The organism is Psychrobacter sp. FME13, assembly GCF_014861395.1.
Lineage (GTDB): Bacteria > Pseudomonadota > Gammaproteobacteria > Pseudomonadales > Moraxellaceae > Psychrobacter.
Genome location: NZ_RRYV01000006.1, coordinates 1 through 20180 on the forward strand (window position 1 = coordinate 1; position 20180 = coordinate 20180).

At 42.2% G+C, this 20180-nt stretch carries 17 protein-coding genes and 1 tRNA gene; 5 read left to right on the forward strand and 13 right to left on the reverse strand.

Annotated elements, in window-relative coordinates; all coding sequences use genetic code 11:
• Nucleotides 1–55: 55 nt before the first annotated feature.
• On the forward strand, nucleotides 56–238 hold the full coding sequence (locus tag EI164_RS01670; protein WP_192518269.1) for a helix-turn-helix domain-containing protein: 183 nt from the start codon (nucleotides 56–58) through the stop codon (nucleotides 236–238).
• A gap of 241 nt (nucleotides 239–479) precedes the next feature.
• Here EI164_RS01670 and EI164_RS01675 read toward each other — a convergent pair.
• Nucleotides 480–556 (reverse strand) — tRNA-Val (locus EI164_RS01675).
• Nucleotides 557–850: 294 nt separating this feature from the next.
• Here EI164_RS01675 and EI164_RS01680 point away from each other — a divergent pair.
• Nucleotides 851–1828, forward strand: coding sequence for a glutathione S-transferase family protein (locus EI164_RS01680; protein ID WP_192518270.1), 978 nt, complete (start codon nucleotides 851–853; stop codon nucleotides 1826–1828).
• Between the two features lie 100 nt (nucleotides 1829–1928).
• Here EI164_RS01680 and hemB read toward each other — a convergent pair whose 3' ends face one another.
• The 5 genes from hemB to EI164_RS01705 all read right to left on the reverse strand — a co-directional run bounded on the left by hemB (nucleotide 1929) and on the right by EI164_RS01705 (nucleotide 11624).
• Complete coding sequence (hemB, locus tag EI164_RS01685; protein ID WP_192518271.1) at nucleotides 1929–2936, reverse strand: porphobilinogen synthase; 1008 nt, start codon at nucleotides 2934–2936, stop codon at nucleotides 1929–1931.
• 234 nt (nucleotides 2937–3170) lie between these two features.
• Nucleotides 3171–5024, reverse strand: coding sequence for an efflux transporter outer membrane subunit (locus EI164_RS01690; RefSeq protein ID WP_192518272.1), 1854 nt, complete (start codon nucleotides 5022–5024; stop codon nucleotides 3171–3173).
• Complete coding sequence (locus tag EI164_RS01695; protein WP_192518273.1) at nucleotides 5024–8257, reverse strand: efflux RND transporter permease subunit; 3234 nt, start codon at nucleotides 8255–8257, stop codon at nucleotides 5024–5026. The genes EI164_RS01690 and EI164_RS01695 overlap by 1 nt, the downstream gene beginning before the upstream one ends.
• A gap of 35 nt (nucleotides 8258–8292) precedes the next feature.
• A complete protein-coding gene (locus EI164_RS01700) occupies nucleotides 8293–9687 on the reverse strand; it encodes an efflux RND transporter periplasmic adaptor subunit (protein WP_192518274.1) in 1395 nt (464 codons plus the stop codon).
• A gap of 911 nt (nucleotides 9688–10598) precedes the next feature.
• A complete protein-coding gene (locus EI164_RS01705) occupies nucleotides 10599–11624 on the reverse strand; it encodes a polyprenyl synthetase family protein (protein ID WP_192518275.1) in 1026 nt (341 codons plus the stop codon).
• 729 nt (nucleotides 11625–12353) lie between these two features.
• Between EI164_RS01705 and rplU the strand changes: the two genes are divergently transcribed.
• The 3 genes from rplU to lolA all read left to right on the forward strand — a co-directional run bounded on the left by rplU (nucleotide 12354) and on the right by lolA (nucleotide 14079).
• Entirely contained in the window at nucleotides 12354–12665 is a 312-nt protein-coding gene (gene rplU / locus EI164_RS01710) for a 50S ribosomal protein L21 (RefSeq protein ID WP_110922591.1), read from the forward strand.
• Between the two features lie 91 nt (nucleotides 12666–12756).
• On the forward strand, nucleotides 12757–13014 hold the full coding sequence (gene rpmA / locus EI164_RS01715) for a 50S ribosomal protein L27 (protein ID WP_192518276.1): 258 nt from the start codon (nucleotides 12757–12759) through the stop codon (nucleotides 13012–13014).
• A 366-nt stretch (nucleotides 13015–13380) separates the two neighbouring features.
• Nucleotides 13381–14079 carry an outer membrane lipoprotein chaperone LolA gene (gene lolA, locus EI164_RS01720; protein ID WP_192518314.1) on the forward strand — a complete coding sequence of 233 codons (699 nt, stop codon included), beginning with the start codon at nucleotides 13381–13383 and terminating at the stop codon, nucleotides 14077–14079.
• Between the two features lie 171 nt (nucleotides 14080–14250).
• Here the strand turns inward: lolA and scpB are convergent, their stop codons facing one another.
• The 7 genes from scpB to rsmD form a co-directional block, all read right to left on the reverse strand.
• A complete protein-coding gene (scpB, locus tag EI164_RS01725; RefSeq protein WP_413038421.1) occupies nucleotides 14251–14796 on the reverse strand; it encodes an SMC-Scp complex subunit ScpB in 546 nt (181 codons plus the stop codon).
• A 126-nt stretch (nucleotides 14797–14922) separates the two neighbouring features.
• Nucleotides 14923–15753: a segregation and condensation protein A gene (locus tag EI164_RS01730; RefSeq protein ID WP_225739064.1), complete on the reverse strand. Its 831-nt coding sequence runs from the start codon at nucleotides 15751–15753 to the stop codon at nucleotides 14923–14925.
• Between the two features lie 61 nt (nucleotides 15754–15814).
• Entirely contained in the window at nucleotides 15815–16900 is a 1086-nt protein-coding gene (locus EI164_RS01735; protein ID WP_192518278.1) for a tryptophan--tRNA ligase, read from the reverse strand.
• A gap of 123 nt (nucleotides 16901–17023) precedes the next feature.
• Nucleotides 17024–18115, reverse strand: a complete 1092-nt coding sequence (locus EI164_RS01740; protein ID WP_192518279.1) for a lipid A biosynthesis acyltransferase — start codon at nucleotides 18113–18115, stop codon at nucleotides 17024–17026.
• Nucleotides 18116–18404: 289 nt separating this feature from the next.
• Nucleotides 18405–18791 (reverse strand): 30S ribosomal protein S9, encoded by a 387-nt coding sequence (gene rpsI, locus EI164_RS01745; RefSeq protein WP_192518280.1) that lies wholly within the window; start codon nucleotides 18789–18791, stop codon nucleotides 18405–18407.
• Between the two features lie 10 nt (nucleotides 18792–18801).
• The gene (gene rplM, locus EI164_RS01750; RefSeq protein WP_192518281.1) at nucleotides 18802–19230 is read right to left on the reverse strand and encodes a 50S ribosomal protein L13; all 429 of its coding nucleotides are present in this window, start codon (nucleotides 19228–19230) and stop codon (nucleotides 18802–18804) included.
• A 253-nt stretch (nucleotides 19231–19483) separates the two neighbouring features.
• Nucleotides 19484–20161: a 16S rRNA (guanine(966)-N(2))-methyltransferase RsmD gene (rsmD, locus tag EI164_RS01755; RefSeq protein WP_225739062.1), complete on the reverse strand. Its 678-nt coding sequence runs from the start codon at nucleotides 20159–20161 to the stop codon at nucleotides 19484–19486.
• Nucleotides 20162–20180 lie beyond the last annotated feature (19 nt).

The window sequence follows — 20180 nt, forward strand, 5'->3', positions numbered from 1 at the left end:
ACGTTACTTTAATCAAAATCTCTTATCAGCTGTCCTAAATTAGTTGACCACTACAATGAAGGTGGCAGATCTAATAAGGATGACAGGAATTAGTAAGTCGACAGTGCACAAGATCTATAACGAACAGACTTCAAGAATAGATTTTGACACTATGGATAAAATTTGTGAGGCACTAGATATTGAAGTAGGTGATTTATTTACTTATGTACCTAACGAGTCGCTAGATAAAGAGAAGTAAATTAATTTTGAGAGTGCTTTAGATAGTTTAGGGTAGAGGTCAAAAGTGCTACTCTGAAAGAAAGGCGAAATAGACAGCAGGCGCAACTTAGGCACAATTTAGGCACACACATTTTTTAATGACGTTTGCGGAAAGTGAGAAAAGAGGAAATCTGCATCAACGTATAGTTTCCTTTTCCGCTACAGCCCATATTTCACGGACAAAAAAAAGCCCCAATCAAAAAGATTGGGGCTTTCGAATCTGGTAGGCGTAACTAGATTCGAACTAGCGACCTCTACCATGTCAAGGTAGCGCTCTAACCAACTGAGCTATACGCCTATTTAGGTCATGCATTTTAGCAAGTTTTTCAAACTTTGCAAGCCTTTTCTATCACAATACTCACTTATTATCATAATATTTGATAAAGCGTCAGATATAGAATATTTATTAGTGTTAATTATTTATTTATATTAAATACTAATTTAATTGTGTTTAGTTTTTATTGTTAATAAAAGTGTCATTCCTATTATTTATCAAGGCTGAACTGATATGATATATCTTGAGTTTTGGTGATAATGATTTCAAATGAATCTTGATTGCCAAGAATGAAATAAGCATAAGTTGGAGGAGAATATGGGTCTATTGGTAGATGGGCAGTGGCAAGACAAATGGTATGACACAGAATCTAGCGGTGGACGCTTTGAGCGTGAAGATGCAGGTTTTAGAAACTGGGTCACGGTAGATGGCAGCGCAGGACTGTCAGGTGTAGGGGGATTTAAAGCTGAGGCCAATCGCTATCATCTATATGTTTCGTTAGCTTGTCCTTGGGCGCATCGTGCTTTAGTTTATCGTAAGCTCAAAGGCTTGGAAGATATGATTTCACTTTCTGTCGTCCATCCCTATATGGGTGAGCATGGCTGGACGTTCTCAGATGGTTCAGGTGTCATCGCTGATCCTATCGTAAATGCGAGCTATTTATATGAGATATACAGGGCGGCAAAACCGGACTATACAGGACGTGTCACGGTACCCGTTTTATGGGATAAAAAGACCAATACCATCGTTAGTAATGAGTCGGCAGAGATTATTCGTATGTTTAATTCAGCCTTTGACGAAGTTGGTGCATTGGCGGGTAATTTTCTACCGATAGAGTCATTAACAGCAATCGATGAGATCAATGATTTTGTTTATCCTGCGATAAATAATGGCGTGTATAAAGCAGGTTTTGCGACTACGCAAGCAGCTTATGAGGAGGCAGTGACGGAGCTGTTTGCCGCGCTAGATACGTTAGAGGTACGCTTATCCAGCCAGCGCTATTTGGTCGGTGATACGATAACGGAAGCAGATTGGCGACTGTTTACGACCTTGGTGCGCTTTGATGCTGTGTATGTCGGACATTTTAAATGTAACCTGCATCGTATCGTTGATTACCCAAATCTATGGGGCTATCTGCGTGAGTTATACCAAGTGCCAGGTATTGCGGAGACGGTGAATATGGCTCATATTAAGCAGCATTATTACACCAGTCATGCCAATATCAATCCTACTCGCATCATACCTGTGGGACCAGTGGTTGATTTTAATGAGCCGCATGACCGTGCACATTTATAGCTTTATTTATTAAAATAAAGCATTCAGACGAAAAAACGCCTCAACCACTATTAGGTAGTTGGGGCGTTTTTTTATGAGATGAAATACTCTTTACTTCATGTTAGGCATTGTTTAATTGACGTGCTGCTTCTAGAGCAAAGTAAGTCAAGATACCATCAGCACCAGCGCGGCGGAAGCCTATTAAAGACTCTAAGATGACGGCATCGCTGAGCCAGCCGTTTTGAATGGCAGCCATGTGCATCGCGTATTCACCAGAGACTTGATAAGCAAAGGTCGGTACACCAAAGGTATCTTTGACCTCACGAATCAAGTCTAGGTATGGCTGACCAGGCTTAATCATGACCATATCAGCACCTTCATTGATGTCCATGGCCACTTCATGCAATGCCTCTGCGCGATTGCCAAAGTCCATCTGATACTGTTTTTTATGTCCACCTTTTAGGTTGCCAGCACTACCGACCGCATCACGGAATGGACCATAATAAGCGGATGCATATTTTGCTGAGTAGGCCATGATGGCGGTATTGACAAAACCTTCGGCTTCAAACGCATCACGCATGGCCTTAATGCGGCCATCCATCATATCGCTTGGGGAGATGATATCCGCACCTGCACGAGCATGTACCAATGCTTGCTTGACTAGCACTTCAATGGTTGCATCATTGATGACATAGCCAGTGTCATCTAGCAAACCATCTTGACCGTGTGAGGTATAAGGGTCTAAGGCAACATCGGTCATAACTACCATTTCTGGTACGGCATCTTTGACCGCCTTTATTGTACGTGCCGTTAGTGCGTTTTCGTCATAAGCTGATCTGCCATCAGCTGTTTTTAATGAGTTATCAATCACTGGGAAGATATCGATGGTTGTAACGCCTTCTGCCAGTAATTCTTTGGCGTAGTGGATCAGTAAGTCAATGGATAGGCGCTCGACACCTGGCATACTAGCAATCGTTTCGCGCTGGTTCTCACCTTCTAGTACAAAGACAGGGGCGATAAAATGTTTAGGATGTAGCTCAACTTCACGAATCATGGCACGTACATTATCGTTATAACGTAGGCGGCGTAAGCGAGTAGCAGGGTATTGGCGATTGAAAGTATAAGTCATGTTTTTCTCACTATAGGATTTTATCTGGATTTTGATTTAGGTTTTTTATCACAGATGGTTATAACAACAGCGTTATTTAATGATATTAAAAATATCTAACGCTACTATAACCAATAGTGATAGTAGAAAGCAAAAAGCCCTACCAAGTCGGTAGGGCTTTTTGTACTTATCGACTGCTGATCTTATGATATGGCCATGAGATAATGCCTCTATCAAGCTTAAGGACGAGTATCCTTAAGGATTAGTTGTCTGTGTGACAGATGCTGGCTCAACAGTGCTCTTGTTAAAAGTCGTCTTTTCCGTGATTACTCCTACAGTCGCATCCGTTGTACCATCGTTATTAATATCAACTTCGGTAGTAGGTCTAAAGGTTGTGGATTCAGATGGTTGCGCTTGTTCAATCGCTGATGCTTCCTCTAAAGAAACCACGCGTGCTGAGCCTGCAGCATTAACTGCATTGGTGGCTTTTGTCTTATTACCGTAGTTTGACACATTCGCTATTTGTGCCAAGTTGGTATGCTGCGGTACTGGAATATCAGTTGGTACGTCTAGATTGGCACCGCCGCCGAGCGCTTGATACAACTCAATTTGGCTAATGACTTTTTGTAGCTCTAAATTCAAAATACCCTGCTGCGTTGAGAATAAAGAACGTTGTGCATCAAGTACGTCTAGGTAGTTAGAGACACCTGCTTTAAAGCGTGCATTGGCAATATTATAAGTTTGCTCATAGTTGTCTTGCAAACGATATTGTGCATCGAGCTGATCGCCTAATGTTGCTCGTGTTGCGAGGACGTCAGAGACTTCACGGAACGCCGTTTGAATAGAGCTTTCATAGGCAGTCAGCGTTTGGTCGCGCTCAATCTTAGCCACATCATAATTGGCATCTAAGCTACCAGCATCGAAAATAGGCACACTAATACTTGGACCAAATGACCAACCAAATGAACCACTGCTGAATAAATCATCCAAACTGCCACTACTAACACCGATATTACTGGCCAGGCTGATAGATGGGAAATAAGAGGCACGTGCTACTTCGATGTTGGCACCAGCAGCTTTCAAGTTGTATTCTGCTTGTAGCACATCTGGGCGATAGCGTAGCAACTCACTAGGTAATCCAGTATTAAATATTTGCTGGTTAGTAATATTGGTAACCGAAGGCGTAGGCCGAAGGTCACTAGGTATAGGTGCACCAACTAAGTACTGCAAAGCATTACGTGCCGTCAAAACACTGCTTTGAGCACTCAACATCGCAAGATTGGCGTCTTCTAATGAGGCGCTCGCTTGCAAAGAAGCCAGTTTGTCATCAATGCCTGCTTCAAAGCGTTTGGTGGTGATAAAGAGTGACTCTTTACGACTTTCATAAGTTTTGGACGCCAACTCAAGTTGGGCTAGGCTATAACTTAGATTGGCATAGCTCTGGGCAATATTACTGATGAGCGTGATTTGAGTGGTGTTTTTTGCAGCTGTGGTGGCCAAAAAGTTCTGTAAGGCTTGATCTTTTAGGCTTGAAATTTTACCCCAAAAATCCAGCTCATAGCTTGCTAAACCCAGATTAACATTGTAGCTATTACTGGCGTTACGATCAGTGCTGTTTTGGGCACCGCGAGAATAACTGCCACTACCATCAATCGTTGGCAAGTCGCTAATATCCGTGATTCGATATTGTGCACGTGCTTTTTCAATGGCTAGACGTGCGCTTTCGAAGTCTTTATTGTTTTCAAGACCCAGTGCTATGAGAGCTTTTAAGCGCTCATCGCTATAAAAATTCTGCCAGCGCTGACTGGCAATACTGGCCTGATCAGCGCTACTAGCCGTGTCCTTATCGTATGCTTCATAGGCTTGGTTGATTGGAACATTAGGCTGAGCCAGCACAGGGTTTATATCTGATTTCGGAATCGTATTACAAGCAGCCATACTGATTGCTAGGGTTGTTAGACCTATTAGCCGCACACCATTTTTACGAATGCGAGATGGTAATAAAAGGGTAGAGGTCACGGGGCACTCACCTGTCGTTGCGCCCACGCTGGCAGTCATATTGACTGTCGCGTGTGCTGAGTTTGAGGTAAAAATCGAACGAAAACTCATTATGTATTGTCTCCTAAGTTCACAGGCTGATAACTCTTAGAGAGAGTCGGACTTTGTGGATCACCATTTGGTGTATCATCACCATCGTCTCTATCATTTGGCTTGTTATTCTCATATTTATGAGGAAAGATACTACGTATCCAGATATAGAACATGGGAATAAAGAAAACACCTAATATAGTGGCACTAACAACCCCACCAAGTACACTGGTACCAATAGCACTTTGGCTGCCAGAACCAGCGCCAGTGGCTAAGAATAATGGTACAACCCCGAGGCCAAAGGCAAGCGATGTCATAATGATTGGGCGCAAGCGTTGACGCGCTGCCGTCATCACTGACTCTTTAAGACTATAACCAGCGTCTTGATAATCTCTTGCAAATTCGATAATTAAAATCGCATTTTTAGCAGACAGTCCAACTACAGTCAGCAAACCTACCTGCAAATAAACATCGTTGGCGAAGCCGCGCATCCATGTAAATAGTACTGCGCCTAAAACACCAAGTGGTACAACTAATATGACAGAGAAAGGTATCGACCAGCTCTCATACAAAGCAGCTAGACATAAGAATACCACTAAGAGCGAGACTGCATATAGCAATGGAGCCTGAGCACCTGATTTTTTCTCTTCAAGTGACGTGCCTGTCCACTCATAACCGACGCCTTCAGGCAGATTGGTTATCATCGTCTCTACCGCCGCCATTGCTTCACCCGTACTGAGTCCAGCAGCAGCAGAACCCTGAATGTTCATAGAAGGGAAACTGTTGTAACGGGTCAGACGCGGAGAACCTGACTGCCATTCACTGCTAGAGAACGCATCGAATGAAATCATATCGTTATTGTCATTACGTACATACCACTTACCAAGATCGTCAGGATTGGTACGACTACTCGGCTCGCCTTGTACATAAACGCTCTTAATACGACCACGGTCAACGAAGTCATTGATATAACTTGAGCCCCATGCGGTCGAGATAACGCTATTGATACTGGACATCGACAAGCCATATGCAGCGGCCTGTTCTTGATTGACATTGACTTTCAGCTGCTGTGCATCCTCTTGACCGTTAGGACGTACACCAGAGACTTGGTCGTTTTGAGCGGCCATACCCAACAACATATTGCGGGCTTCGAGCAGCCCTTCATGACCGACGTTTCCGGTATCCTGTAGCATCAAGTCAAAACCACTGGCATTACCAAGTTCAGTAATAGCGGGCGGTACAATGGGGAATACTTGCGCCTCATTAATCTGAGTAAAGAAGTACCCCATTGCTCGGCCAGCCACAGCTTGCGCGGTATTTTCATCACCTGGGCGTTCATCCCAATCCGACAAGCGTACAAACGCCAGACCCATGTTTTGGCCTGATCCGGCAAAACTAAAGCCTGCAACGGTAAAGACAGAGGCAATATTATCGGCTTCTTGAGTATCGTAATAGTTTCTAACTTTATCCAGTACGTCTTGTGTCTGATCGAGTGTAGAGCCAGAGGGAAGCTGAACTAAGGTAAACATAATACCTTGATCTTCTTCTGGCAAAAACGAGCTAGGAATGCGTAAAAAGATCACCGTCATAATACCAATAATGGCAGCATAGCCAATTAAATATAACCATTTACGACCGAAGCTTTTACCCACGAAGCGCTCATAAGAGATGCTTGCTTTAGAGAAGCTACGGTTAAACCAACCGAAGAAACCTTTTTGAGTGGCCATATTACTCTTGTCATGGCTCTTGCTACGTTTAAGCAAGGTCACACACAGGGCAGGGGTAAAGATAAGGGCAACTAAAGCCGATAGTACCATGCTGGTAATCAAGGTAATGGAGAACTGACGATAGATAGCACCAGTTGAACCGCTAAAGAACGCCATAGGTACAAATACTGCTGATAGAATCAGAGCAATACCAACAACAATCTTACTAATTTCACCCATCGATTGAACGGTAGCGTCTTTGACAGAAATGTCAGGATCTTCTTCCATAATCCGTTCGACGTTCTCTACGACTACGATGGCATCATCGACCAATAGTCCGATAGACAGTACCATCGCAAACATAGTCAGAACGTTAATACTAAAACCTGCGATATACAGCACACACAAGGTACCCAAAAGTACCACAGGTACAGCCAATGTCGGGATAATCGTTGCACGCCAGTTCTGTAAGAAAATGAACATGACGATAAATACAAGCACAATAGCTTCGATGAGCGTATGTACTACTTGCTCAATAGACAACCGAACGAATGGTGTCGTGTCATAAGGAGTAACCGTGGTTAGGCCAGCAGGAAAGTTTCGTTCCAACTCAGCCATACGAGCACCAAGTGCTTCGCGCGTATCAAGTGCGTTAGCGCCACCTGCCAAGGATATACCCATACCAGCAGCTTCTTGACCGTTAAATAGTGAGTTAACACTGTAGTCTTGACTTCCAATCTCAACATCTGCGACATCGCTTAAGCGTACTTGCGCGCCTGAGGCATCCGTTTTCAATAATATGTTTCTAAATTCATCAGGGGTCTGTAGGTAGCTTTGTACCGTTACAGTTGCGTTGATGACTTGTTGTTCAGTGTCAGCGGGCGCTTGACCTAACTGGCCTGCAGAGACTTGCGCATTTTGCGCACCGACGGCAGTAATGACATCAGAAGGCATCAAGTTATAGCTACGTAAGCGTGCAGGGTCTAGCCAGATACGCATCGCGTAGGTAGAGCCAAATACACGAACTTCACCAACACCTTCGACACGGCTGATCTGATCAACGATGTTTGAGTTAATGTAATCTGCGATATCACCGCGATCCATACTGCCATCTTCAGAGATGAATGCTTGCACCATCAAAAGGCTGCTAGAGGATTTGTTGACCGTGACACCTTGACGCTGAACGGATTCAGGTAGTGAGCTTGTTGCTGCTTGAAGCTTGTTCTGTACCTGTACTTGAGCGGTATCAGAGTCAGTACCAGTCTCAAAGGTGAGCGTCACTGATGCGCTACCGTTTGACGAGCTGGTTGATGACATATACATCAAACCATCAAGACCTTTCATTTTTTGTTCGATGATCTGGACCACTGAGTTTTCAACGGTTTGCGCACTGGCACCAGGGTAATTTGTGCTAACTGTAACAGTCGGCGGTGCAATACGTGGGTACTGTTCGATCGGTAGATTAATGACCGATATCACCCCGATGAGCATGACTAAAATAGCCAATACCCATGCAAAAATAGGGCGATTAATAAAAAAACGTGACATAGTATATCCCTAAGTCTTCCTATCTTTGAATGGAATTAGTTAGCTGCATCTTCCGCAGGTTTCTTGGCCGTGTTGCTGTCAGCAGGGTTCTTAGTTGCTGCTTGCTGTGGTGTTTTGGCCGAAGTACTAGCAGGCGTGCTATTTCCAGTTGATGCTGGCGTAGCATTTTCTACAGGCTTGGCAACGACTTCTTGATCAGGCTTAACTTTTGAGCCACCGATGACCACTAGCTTGTCGCCTTCTTTTAGACCGTCAGTCACTATCCATTTGCCTTCATATGTACCATTGATCGTTACAGGGCGTACTTTAATTTTATTGTTTTCATCGACGATATAAACTTGAGTTTCATTTTTGGTAGAGCGGGTGACCGCGCTTTGTGGTACCAATACTGCGTTGGTAATGACACTTTGGGTCAAACGCGCACTTACATACATACCCGGTAGTAGAATATCATTACTATTCGGGAAAATTGCGCGTAGAGTGACGGCGCCAGTTGATTCATCAACTTGTGCTTCAGATAAAGCCAATTGACCACTAACGGGATAAACGGTACCGTCTTCTAATACCAACTCAACACTATTCAGTCCCGCTTGTGCTTTGCCTGCAGCGATTTGTTGCTTCAATTTTAGCAGCTCGGATGAAGACTGACTGATATCGACATAGATAGGATCTAGACGTGAAACTGTCACGAGCGGATCAGTTTGACTGGCACTAACCAACGCACCAGCAGTAAAGTTTGAGCGGTCACTACGACCAGAAATGGGTGCACGTACTATCGTGCGACTAAAGTCTAGGGCACTGGCTTTTAAACCCGCTTTTGCGCTTGCAATACTCGCTTTTGCGCTTGCGGCGCTGGCTTGTGATTGGCCAATAGCTGCGCGTGCGCTTGCTACCGCTGCTTCGGCTGTGCGTACAGCTGTCACAGCTTGATCGTATTCTTGTTTAGATATGGCATTAATTTCGACCAAACCACTCAATCGCTGTAAGTCGCTTTGTGCTTGTGCTAATGATGCTTGATTACTCACCAAGGTAGCTTTGCTGCTGGCCGTGTTTGCCAATGCTGTTTGATAGTTGGCCTGAGCCTGTGCGACAGCTGCTCGACCACTCGTTACAGAAGAAGCATAATTGTCCGTATTAATACGATAAAGTGCCTGACCTTTTTTGACAGAGCTCCCTTCACGGAAAAGTATTTCATCAATGACGCCACTAACCTGTGGGCGGATGTCTGCGGTTTGGTAGGCTGTGGTACGACCAGCAAAGGTTTTTACTTGAGGTACGGTTTCGAAGGTTACGGTTTGGACGTTGACGACAGATGGAGGCATTTGCTGTTGTGCTGCATCTCCAGCAGCATCGCCATCATTGTCACAGCCCACCAATACAGCTCCAGATAGTACAGCTGCCATTATAAGCGCAAGATAAGAGTGCTTCATCAATGTCCTCGTCAATAATATAATTGCGGTATAAATAAAAGAGTAATAATCAGTAGTAGTGTTTGATATATCGTTATTTATGCTATAACAATCAGCATTAGGTGCTATGAATAATAGGCATATGCATTACAATGTTGATTGTTTAATAAATTTAAAAATGGCTATCAATACGAAATATATAATTAAATAATCAGGTATTAGCCAATAAGCATAGTCCGCTATTATAAACTAAAGGGTTAACCCCACAGTCAAGCTAATAAAAAGAAATTTTTCCTAAAAAAATCCGTATTTCTAATCATAAACAATAAAGATATTGAGGGTGTACGCACCACAAAATATAACGTTCAACAAGATGTAACATTATGAACCAGTTAAAATTATGTTGTTTTTTGGTTAATGAAGCTGATTTTGTACATATCTAAAACTGTATTTAAGAAGTGTCATGTAGACAGCAAAACATTGTATTTAGCGATATCTAAAATCATTTTTAAATTTAGTTAAGCTGTATGGGTTGCTATTAGGGAGTGTCCTCAATTCAATTGATAGACATCTAAATGGGTTAAAAATGGCTAAATCTTGCCAAACAGCGTCAAATAACTGACTAATATCTCGATATTATCTGCGCTATTTTCCTTGTTTGACGACAATTTATCTCATTTTCATCACCATTTTTTAAATGAGGACACGCCCTAGAACAAATATTATTTCGTTATAAAAAGCAACCATCACGCAATTATAGTACTGCTTAGACTTATGAAACTTAAAGAAAGGTAACGATTTAACTAAAAGAACAAGTGTGTCAGTAATTAGAATGTTTAGCGAATGATATCAAATAGATAAATTTTGCCCAATTATATTGGACTATATTGAATACTTACAGGTTTGCATCTGCTCATAAGTGATACTGCTGATCATAGCAGTCTTGCGCTTGCAAGTTCAGTGAGTTGATATAAACCTAAACGGTAACGATTGTCCGGCAGTGTGCTAAGCGCATCTTGAGCCAGTTTGGTTTCTTCCAGCGCACGCTTTTTACAGTAGTCCAATGAGCCTGAGCTTCGCACTAGTTCAATCAGCTGTTCTGCATTTGGCGTTTTACCGGTTTGTACGGCAACTCTCAACTGCTCATAACCTAATGCATCACGGTCTTTTAATAGCTCAAGTGCTTTGATAGTGGGTAGCGTTGGCTTGCCTTCCGCAAGATCATCGCCAAGGTTTTTGCCCATTAATTCACTATCACCACTATAATCAAGCACATCATCAATAATTTGAAAAGCATTACCAAAGTGTTGACCGAAATCACCTAGTGCCTGCATATATTCTGTTTTACCTTGTAAGATAGCAGCTCCTTGCGTTGCCATCATAAACAGACGTGAGGTTTTACCATCAATAATGCGCAAGTAGTCTGATTCTGTAGCGCTAGGGTTATGCTGATGTTGTAATTGCAATACTTCACCCTCAGCGATATCGCATGTGCCATCAGAGAACACTTGTAATAATGGCAAGCTTTGAAAGCCAACGAGTAGATTAAAGGCCCGAGCAATCAGATAATCACCAACCAATACGGCGGTAGCGTTATCCCATGTAGCATTGGCTGTAGGTTTGCCACGACGTTGACCTGACTCATCAATAACATCATCATGAACTAAGGTAGCGGTATGTAACATCTCAGTGATAGCGGCCAAATGCATGGCTTGTTGTGATGGGTTGTCGTTGAACATACGTGCGCATAACAAGGTAATTAACGGGCGCATACGCTTGCCACCAGCATTAATTACATGCTGTGAAACGCTCATTACTAACTGAACCTTGGAGTTCAGACTACCGAATACTTGCTTATCCATAATCTCAAAATCACTAGACACGATACTCTGGATATCAGCATAGTTAAGTGTTGATGGCATGTTTAGATCTGTCTTATTTAGAGGAGTACTGGTCATAATAAATAGTCGTATTATAAAAGTGAAGAGAGTTTTCAGCCTTGGATCTCTAATGGATAAGGCGTTTTTTCTATAATAGCATAGCTGTGTCTTTAAATTGTTGGTTAAAGTATTTAGAGAGCAATGTACCTTTTCTATATCATGTTTGTTGAGCGTATGTAGACATTGAAATAAAACACTCAAAATTAGCTGAAATGCTACGTAGGTAAATAAATCTGTTTTTACTAGGGCATGTCCTCAATTCAATCGATAGTTATCTAAATGGGTTAAAAATAGCTAAATCTTGCCAAACGGCGTCAAATAGCTGACTAATATCTCGATATTATCTGCGCTATTTTCCTTGTTTAACGGCAATTTATCTCATTTTTATCACCATTTTTAAAATGAGGACACGCCCTAGATTTATAAAGAAAAAAGATATCTATAAAGAACTATAAGTAACTGATTATATAAGTTATAATAACGACCTTTAGGCATAAACCACTATCCACTATTATTTTGCGATGCCTCTTTTGTTGAGCGTTAGAATAGATGTGTTCACAATCAATAGCTTATATAGTAGCAAAAGGTATGCTTATTCGTGTAACCACCTTACAAAAACAAGATGTGCGGCTTGCTTTTATGAGCAAAAAGCCGTAAAATCTTGCCTTTAATTTTTCCCTGTCGTGTTCGTCGTAAAAGCGTTGGTATAACATCAGCCACGGCACACGGGTTAAACGGAGTCAGACAATGTACGCAGTAATCAAAACTGGTGGTAAACAGCACCGTGTAGTCGTCGATGAGTTGCTTAAAGTTGAACTACTAAAAGCAGAAAAAGGCGAAACTATCAAATTTGAAGACGTATTAATGGTTGTTGACGGCGATAACGTCAAAATCGGTCAACCTGTCGTTGAAGGCGCTAGCGTTGAAGTTGAAGTTGTTGAGCATGGTCGCGGCGAAAAAATCCGTATCATCAAGCACAACCGTCGTAAGCATTATCACAAAGAACAAGGTCACCGCCAATGGTACACCTTGTTAAAAATCAAAGCTATTAATGCCTAATTACCCATTTAGCAATTACTGCTAAACAGCGCACTAAATGCTTAAGAGTTGCCGCATCAGCGGTAAGTCAAATTAACAAGGAGATTTTCTCATGGCACATAAAAAAGCTGCCGGTTCGAGCCGTAACGGTCGTGATTCAAACCCAAAAATGCTAGGCGTAAAAATCTTTGGTGGCCAAGCTATCACAGCTGGTAACATCATCGTTCGTCAACGTGGTACAGAATTCCATGCAGGCGAAGGCGTTGGCATGGGTCGTGACCATACTTTATTTGCACTGAATGACGGTGTTGTAAAGTTTGCGACCAAAGGTAAATTTAACCGTCGTTATGTTACGGTTGAAAACGTATAATTATCTATTTAGGTCATTTTGTTCTTTGAATGCAATGATCGGATAATTAAAAAAGCTCCTATTGCCTTGTGGTAGTAGGGGCTTTTTTATATGTATTGATTATAAAAAGTATTGTCAAACGATGATAATAAACAACAATAGTCATTACTCATCCTGCTGAATATTATGTAACAATCATAATTACAAGCCTGTATGGCAGGTGTAGTAATGATTGCAAATCATGACTATGCGTGTGATAAAAAAACTGGCACACTACCTCTATTGTTTATAGACACTAGTTTGATTCTCGTCAAATAAGCACTGGTATAAAATTTTAATTGAAATACTGTATTTTTAAGCGATTATGCATTTTAAAGAGGATTAATGATGACTTTATTAACCAAACAATCAAAAAAACAGATAAGCTTAAAACAAAAAGTAGCGAATGGTGCTTTAGCAGGTATATTGCTGACATCGCTTGGCGTGGCGGCACCTATGATTGCGATGACACAGTCTGCTACTGCAGCACCCGCAGATAACCTAATCGCTGCTAAGCGCTTGAATACGCTTTTGACAAATACGAAGAGCATGACGGCTAACTTTACTCAAACGACTAAAGGTGCGAACAGCGGTACGTTCAGTGGCTCTATGAGTGTGCAACGCCCGAATAGTTTCCGCTGGGAAACCAAGTCACCATCAGAGCAGTTAATTATTGCTAATGGCAGTTCAATGTGGGTATATGATAAGGACTTAGAGCAAGCGACTAAGCAAAACGTGGATAGCCAAGTCGGTAATACACCAGCGTTACTACTATCAGGTGATCCGAGTAAAATTGATCAAAGCTTCAAAATTACTCAGCCATATGATAATAAAAACTACTACGTGCTGTATCCAAAATCAGACAATGCCAGCTTTAAGAGCTTGTCAATGAGCTTTAGTGGTGGCAAACCTGTAATGATGGTGTTGAACGATACGCTTGGCCAAACTACCTCTATTAAGTTTAGCAGTATCAAAATGAACCCAAGTATTAGTAGTAGTCAGTTCAAATTTACACCGCCTAAAGGTGTTGATGTTATCAATCAGTAAAATCAATTTCTGAACGGTATGACTACTCAGATAAAAACAGTATGATTACTCAAAAAAAAGGACAAATCTTAAATGATTTGTCCTTTTTTATGGCAATGAGTATAGCTATAAGATGGTGATAGTATTGCTATCTCGATATTGTGCGTTGAGTGCTTTCAAAGCGTTGATGTTTTAAGACATGGCTTTGATGGTCTCTATATCGGGCATTGGTGGTAACTCATCCAAGCTTGTTAGCCCAAAAGCATCTAAAAACTGTGGTGTGGTGTGTAGCAATGCAGGACGACCTAAAGTTTCTTTATAGCCATTTTCTTTTATCCACCCCTTATCAAACAATTGCCGTAATATATTGCTCGACAACGTCACACCGCGCACATATTCTATGTCGCTACGGGTGACTGGCTGTTTGTAAGCGATCACACTTAGGGTTTCTAGTAACGCTTGGCTTAGACGCTCCTGCCGCTGTGGAAAGACGCTTTGAATCAAGCTGCTATAGCCATCTGATATCTGTAGTCGATACCCGCTAGCGGTCTCGTGCAAGCTTAATACACCGCTATCTAATCGTATCTGCAATAAAGAAAACGCTTGATTCAACTCTTTCGCCGATAAAGAAAGGTGTTTCTTTAATGCATGAGCAGTTAGTGGCGCCTCCGAGGCATGTAATAGCACCTCAATATCTTTACTGATACTTTCTAAGTGCTGACGTTGCTCATCGGTCAATGACAGTAGCGCTACTGATGATGTTTTCTCATGGCGTTGCTTTAGGTTAGAGGTATCTGTCATGACAAAGCTACTCTTTTTAAATGTTGGTATGTATAAAGGCACGCTTTAATAGATAAATGATGATTATGCCAACCACTGTAACGTCAATAGGCCGGTTTGCTGATCTTGTTCAGTATCAGTGTTTTGATCAACAGTAGCGTTGTGATCAATAGCAGGGACACTTTCTAATTCAGTGTTCATGACACCAACCAACTGCCGTTTAATCAGCTCTAATACCGCGACAAAACTGACCACGACGCCTATTTTACCTTGTGATTTATCTAACAGTTCATAAAAAGAGTGTGCACCATCTGTGCTCAGTTGCCGACTGATACTAGCGATACGGTCAGCAAGTGGTACGATATCGACCTTAATATTATGCATTTGATAATCAGGCTGTAGCTGCATCTTAAATAAGCTATCAATCAACAGATTGGGTGAGTAGCTAGGTAACTCTGCATGCATAATGTCTTGGCTAGGCATGCTAACCATCGCCAAAAATACATCACGTTCTAGGCGAACTAAGTTATCCAAGCGCTGACTGGCTTCTTTGATTTGTGCATACTCTTCCAACCGCTCAATCAACTCTGCTTTTGGATCACGCTCATCAGTTGGTGTTTCTGGTTTTGGAAGCAGCAGCTCTGTTTTAATAGCAATCAATGTCGATGCCATTAGCAGATAGTCACCGGCCAACTCAAAGTGATCGGTATCCAACTCACTGATATAAGCCAAATACTGCTCAGTGATGGGCAGTATTGGCATTTGGGTTAGGTCAACGTTATTTTTTTTGACCAAATACAACAAAAAATCTAAGGGTCCAGCGAACTGCTCTAGCCAAATGGCAAAAGCTTGCGGCGGCACGTACAAGTCTTCTGGCAAGTGCTGCACTGGCGTCTGATAGATACGTAATGACATATCATGAGTGCTGGCAGCGGTAGCCGGTGCTTCTTCTAACAACTGACTCGTATCCAATGGATTATTTGAGCTTGGCAAGTGGTTTGATGCCAATGGCTCGGCGTGTTTTATCCAGTTGCTTGCGGCTATGACGACGTGCTTTTTCTGCGCCCATTTGTAGTATTTCTTCAAGTTCTTTTGGATTAGCCATCAGCTCTTGGTAACGTTCGCGGAATGGCGCGATTTCGTCATTTATTTTGTTGAATAAGGCTTTTTTTGCATCTCCCCAGCCTATACCAGTAGCAAACTGCTCACGCATATCCGCTATTTCTTCAGGCGTTGCAAAAGCTTTATAAATCTCAAAGATAGCTGAGTCGTCAGGGTCTTTTGGCTCATCAGGCAGCTGCGAGTTGGTGACGATTTTCATGATGGCTTTTTGCATTTGCTTTTCGGCGCTTACTTGCGGATTAGTATCGCCAAATAGCGGAATGGTATTGCCATAGCTTTTACTCATTTTACGGCCATCAAGACCTGTTAGTAATGGAATATCATCATCTACAACCGCAGATGGTAGCGTAAATAAAGTTTTGTATCGATGATTGAAAGTACCTGCGATATCACGCGCCATTTCGATATGTTGTATTTGATCACGACCTACAGGTACATGGGTGGCATTGAACATCAATATATCGGCTGCCATTAGTACCGGATAGCCAAATAGTCCCATGTTGATACCTTGATCAGGATCGACGTCTTCCTTTTCCATATTGATATCGACGGCTGCTTTATAGGCATGAGCACGGTTCATCAGACCTTTGGCACATGAGCAGTTCAATACCCACGCCAGCTCTGGAATCTCTGGTACATCTGACTGACGATAGAAGGTCACACGCTCTGGGTCTAGACCACAGGCAATCCAAGTCGCGGCAATGGCTTTGGTTGACTCATGAATGATAGTGGGATCGTAACAGCCAATAATACCGTGATAGTCTGCCAAAAAGAAAAATGCTTCATCATCACTGTTTTGAATCGCTTGGATGGCTGGACGAATCGCACCAACATAGTTACCCAAATGTAGGGTGCCAGTCGGTTTAATACCAGTCAAAACACGCTTTACAGCTGGTGCTTCGGTAGAGGTTTGGTTGTTAGATGTACTATTACTAGTCATAGGAATTCCGTTATTTCGTTTATCAAATTATTATAAATGCGTTGTTATTTATGAATGATCATATTGAAAATATTGACCATAAAGTATAACAAATTTTTTGACCATTTTTCTTTGGAATGACCGCTACTTATAGATATTCGTGCGACCTGACGGCCCATGCTTAAAGCGCCGATGAAACCACATCCACTGGGTGAGATCGATACGAATGAGTCCTTCTAAAATTTCATTAATCTGAGTGGCGTCAGCAACCTCATCATTACTAGGATAGTTACTTATTTCAGGTGTAATCGTCAGATGATAATGTGGGCGTTTGCCACTGGGTAAATTGTCTGGCGTTTGCCGATAAGTATGTAGCGCCATAAACGCTGGTGGATGAGTCTTGTCGCCCAATTTAGCCATACGCCGTGAGGCAGTTATAGTGGCTGCTGGCACACCGAAAAATGGTGCCATGACGCCCTGCTTAAGACCATAGTCTTGATCAGGAGAATACCAAACAACGTGTCTTGCCTTTATGGAGCTGACCAAGCTACGCATATCTCGACTGGAGATTTGTTTACCGAAGATATTGGTACGACCGTTATAAATGAACCAGTCAAGGAGCGGGTTATTTTGCGTACGATACATACAGTCTAAGGCAAAAAACTGAGCACAAAACAAGCCACCCAAATCAAGCATGGTGTAATGCGCACCGAGTAAGATAACAGGACGACCTTCATTCTGTGCGTTAACTAAATGCTGTAAGCCCGAAATAGAAACCGTGCGGGTAAATATGTTTGGTCGAAACCAAGCACATAGGGTTTCAAATACGCCGATTCCTTGATTGACAAAGACTTGCTTGGCCATTAATTCTCGTTCAACTTCTGGCTTTTCTGGAAAGGCTAGTTTGAGATTAATCAAGGTATCACGTCGGCGTGAGCCCGCTATTTTATACAGTAAAATACCCAAGTTACGACCTAGCCAAAACTGATAGCGTAAAGGTAAATAAATCAGCGGCAAAACCAAAGCGAGTAATAACCATATCCCCCAGTATTTAGGCGATAAAAACTGCCATTGAAAAGGTTTTTTATCAGCTTGCGCTGTACGCTTATGGGTTTGTCTAATAGTTGGCGTACCATCAGGTAGGGCAGGCGACTTCGCTGACGGCTGTATGCTTGGTGGAGGCATGCTGTCTTTTGAAGGTGGTTTACTGGGATCATACTGTTCGGGCGCTTTCATAATATCCTTTTGCAGCACTTATTATGGCATCGAATCATTGCTATTTTACCGCATTGAAGCTAATGATGAAAAGTTATTACGATAATGGGGTAGTGCTTGCTAGTTTACAAGTTAGGTTTTGATACAGTGGGTCTGTGGTGAGTTATTGATATTGAAAGTTAGGCATAAAAAAACCTTACAAGCTGCGAACAGCTTGTAAGGTTTTGCAAATCTATTCTTAGTATTTAATGCGATAACTGCCGCTCCGAGAAAAAGACAACAGCCGTAAAATAGTAAGAAATAGCTTTGATTAACGTTTTGAGAATTGTGGACGTTTACGTGCTTTACGTAGACCCAACTTCTTACGTTCAACTTGACGTGAATCACGAGTAACAAAGCCAGCTGCTTTTAGAGCAGGTTTTAGCGCTTCGTCAGCTTCGATTAGTGCACGAGTGATGCCGTGGCGGATTGCGCCAGCTTGACCACTGATACCACCGCCTGCAACAGTTACATATAGATCATATGCGTTAACAGAGTCTAGTAGTTCTAATGGCTGACGTACAACCATGCGTGAAGTTTCACGGCTGAAGTATTCGTCAAGTGGTTTACCGTTAACAACGATGCTACCAGTACCTTTTGATAAAAAGACACGAGCAGTAGAAGTCTTACGACGACCAGTTCCGTAATTGCGTTCCATAAGTGTATCCTTAGATGTCTAGTGCTTTAGGTTGCTGTGCTTCATGTGGATGTTCAGTACCCGCATATAGTTTCAGCTTCTTGATCATCGCGTAGCCGAGAGGGCCTTTTGGAAGCATACCCTTAACTGCTTTGTGTAGAACATCTTCAGGCTTATGTGCAAGCAATTTACTGAAGTTAGTTTCTTTGATACCACCTGGGTAGCCACTGTGACGATAGTACTTTTTATCTTGCGCTTTTTTACCCGTTACCGTGATTTTGTCAGCATTGATGACAACAATAAAGTCACCAGTATCAACGTGCGGCGTAAAAGACGGCTTGTGCTTGCCACGTAAGCGACTAGCGATTTCAGTGGCTAAGCGACCAAGGGTTTTGCCGTCAGCATCTACGACATACCAGTCATGGGTCACTTCAGCTGGTTTTGCACTAAGTGTTTTCATGATAAAACCTTAAAATTAGAATTCGTTGAGAGTTTAGCTGGGAACGGGGCTCTCAAAAAACAGACTGCACATTATAAGCAGTAGAGCCTACGCTTGCAAGCTGCATTAGGGTTTATTTTTGCCTTATATACATTTAACTGCAGCGTTTGGCCAGTTTTAAGCAGTTTTAGACATTTTTTAGTGATATTAAATGATTTATCAAATGTGACAAATGACACAATCGTCAATGTTACGTTTGGTAATCACCGTGCAATTATGACGATGATAGACGATAAAGTCCAGCAACAACTTGTCCAACTTTGGTTTGTTTTAAACATTCAAAATTTAAGTGCTGTAGTATTGTTTGCCGCTGAGCGGCTAAGTCATTATTCAAAGTATCTGCTAGTTGCTGCAGTTGACTCTCTAGGTCTTTGTCGGCCTCTAAATAGATCAACGTATTTGTATCAATTAATGATTGAGTGATGAGGGCCATCAAAATCGGCTGCCACAGATCCTGAGCATAAGGTGGATCAATAAAAACAATATCGAAAGTATGAGCAGTAAGCCGCTCCCGTATTAAGATTTGTTCTGCTGTACCTGTGATGATTTGATGGTTGTCAGTATTGAGGCGTAATTGCTCAGCACTTTTTTGCAGCATAGTGCTTTGAGCACGATTTATTTCAATAAAAGTACAGTGTGCAGCCCCGCGAGACAGTGCTTCAAAGCCTAGCACGCCACTACCTGCGCAGCTATCAAGCACATAGGCATCATGAATATCAGCGAGTAGCCAATTAAATAACGTCTCGCGCAGTCGATCAGGGGTTGGACGTAAACCTTCTGCATCGATGAAACTTACAATACGACGTTTAAATTGACCTCCAATGATACGCACATCGCCTGCTGCAGAGACTTTTTTGGTTTGAGTATTTTTTTTAGCTTTATGGCGGCTCATAGGTTTATTCATTATCTTA

What these genes read in the sequence shown, in the direction of transcription:
- EI164_RS01735 (WP_192518278.1), bottom strand. Translation starts at nt 16,900, where the DNA reads ATGACTAGTAATAGTACATCTAACAACCAAACCTCTACCGAAGCACCA.
- rpsI (WP_192518280.1), bottom strand. Translation starts at nt 18,791, where the DNA reads ATGGAACGCAATTACGGAACTGGTCGTCGTAAGACTTCTACTGCTCGT.
- rpmA (WP_192518276.1), top strand. Translation starts at nt 12,757, where the DNA reads ATGGCACATAAAAAAGCTGCCGGTTCGAGCCGTAACGGTCGTGATTCA.
- EI164_RS01670 (WP_192518269.1), top strand. Translation starts at nt 56, where the DNA reads ATGAAGGTGGCAGATCTAATAAGGATGACAGGAATTAGTAAGTCGACA.
- EI164_RS01740 (WP_192518279.1), bottom strand. Translation starts at nt 18,115, where the DNA reads ATGAAAGCGCCCGAACAGTATGATCCCAGTAAACCACCTTCAAAAGAC.
- rsmD (WP_225739062.1), bottom strand. Translation starts at nt 20,161, where the DNA reads ATGAGCCGCCATAAAGCTAAAAAAAATACTCAAACCAAAAAAGTCTCT.
- EI164_RS01700 (WP_192518274.1), bottom strand. Translation starts at nt 9,687, where the DNA reads ATGAAGCACTCTTATCTTGCGCTTATAATGGCAGCTGTACTATCTGGA.
- EI164_RS01705 (WP_192518275.1), bottom strand. Translation starts at nt 11,624, where the DNA reads ATGACCAGTACTCCTCTAAATAAGACAGATCTAAACATGCCATCAACA.
- rplM (WP_192518281.1), bottom strand. Translation starts at nt 19,230, where the DNA reads ATGAAAACACTTAGTGCAAAACCAGCTGAAGTGACCCATGACTGGTAT.
- EI164_RS01690 (WP_192518272.1), bottom strand. Translation starts at nt 5,024, where the DNA reads ATGAGTTTTCGTTCGATTTTTACCTCAAACTCAGCACACGCGACAGTC.
- EI164_RS01680 (WP_192518270.1), top strand. Translation starts at nt 851, where the DNA reads ATGGGTCTATTGGTAGATGGGCAGTGGCAAGACAAATGGTATGACACA.
- EI164_RS01730 (WP_225739064.1), bottom strand. Translation starts at nt 15,753, where the DNA reads ATGTCATTACGTATCTATCAGACGCCAGTGCAGCACTTGCCAGAAGAC.
- EI164_RS01695 (WP_192518273.1), bottom strand. Translation starts at nt 8,257, where the DNA reads ATGTCACGTTTTTTTATTAATCGCCCTATTTTTGCATGGGTATTGGCT.
- rplU (WP_110922591.1), top strand. Translation starts at nt 12,354, where the DNA reads ATGTACGCAGTAATCAAAACTGGTGGTAAACAGCACCGTGTAGTCGTC.
- lolA (WP_192518314.1), top strand. Translation starts at nt 13,381, where the DNA reads ATGACTTTATTAACCAAACAATCAAAAAAACAGATAAGCTTAAAACAA.
- hemB (WP_192518271.1), bottom strand. Translation starts at nt 2,936, where the DNA reads ATGACTTATACTTTCAATCGCCAATACCCTGCTACTCGCTTACGCCGC.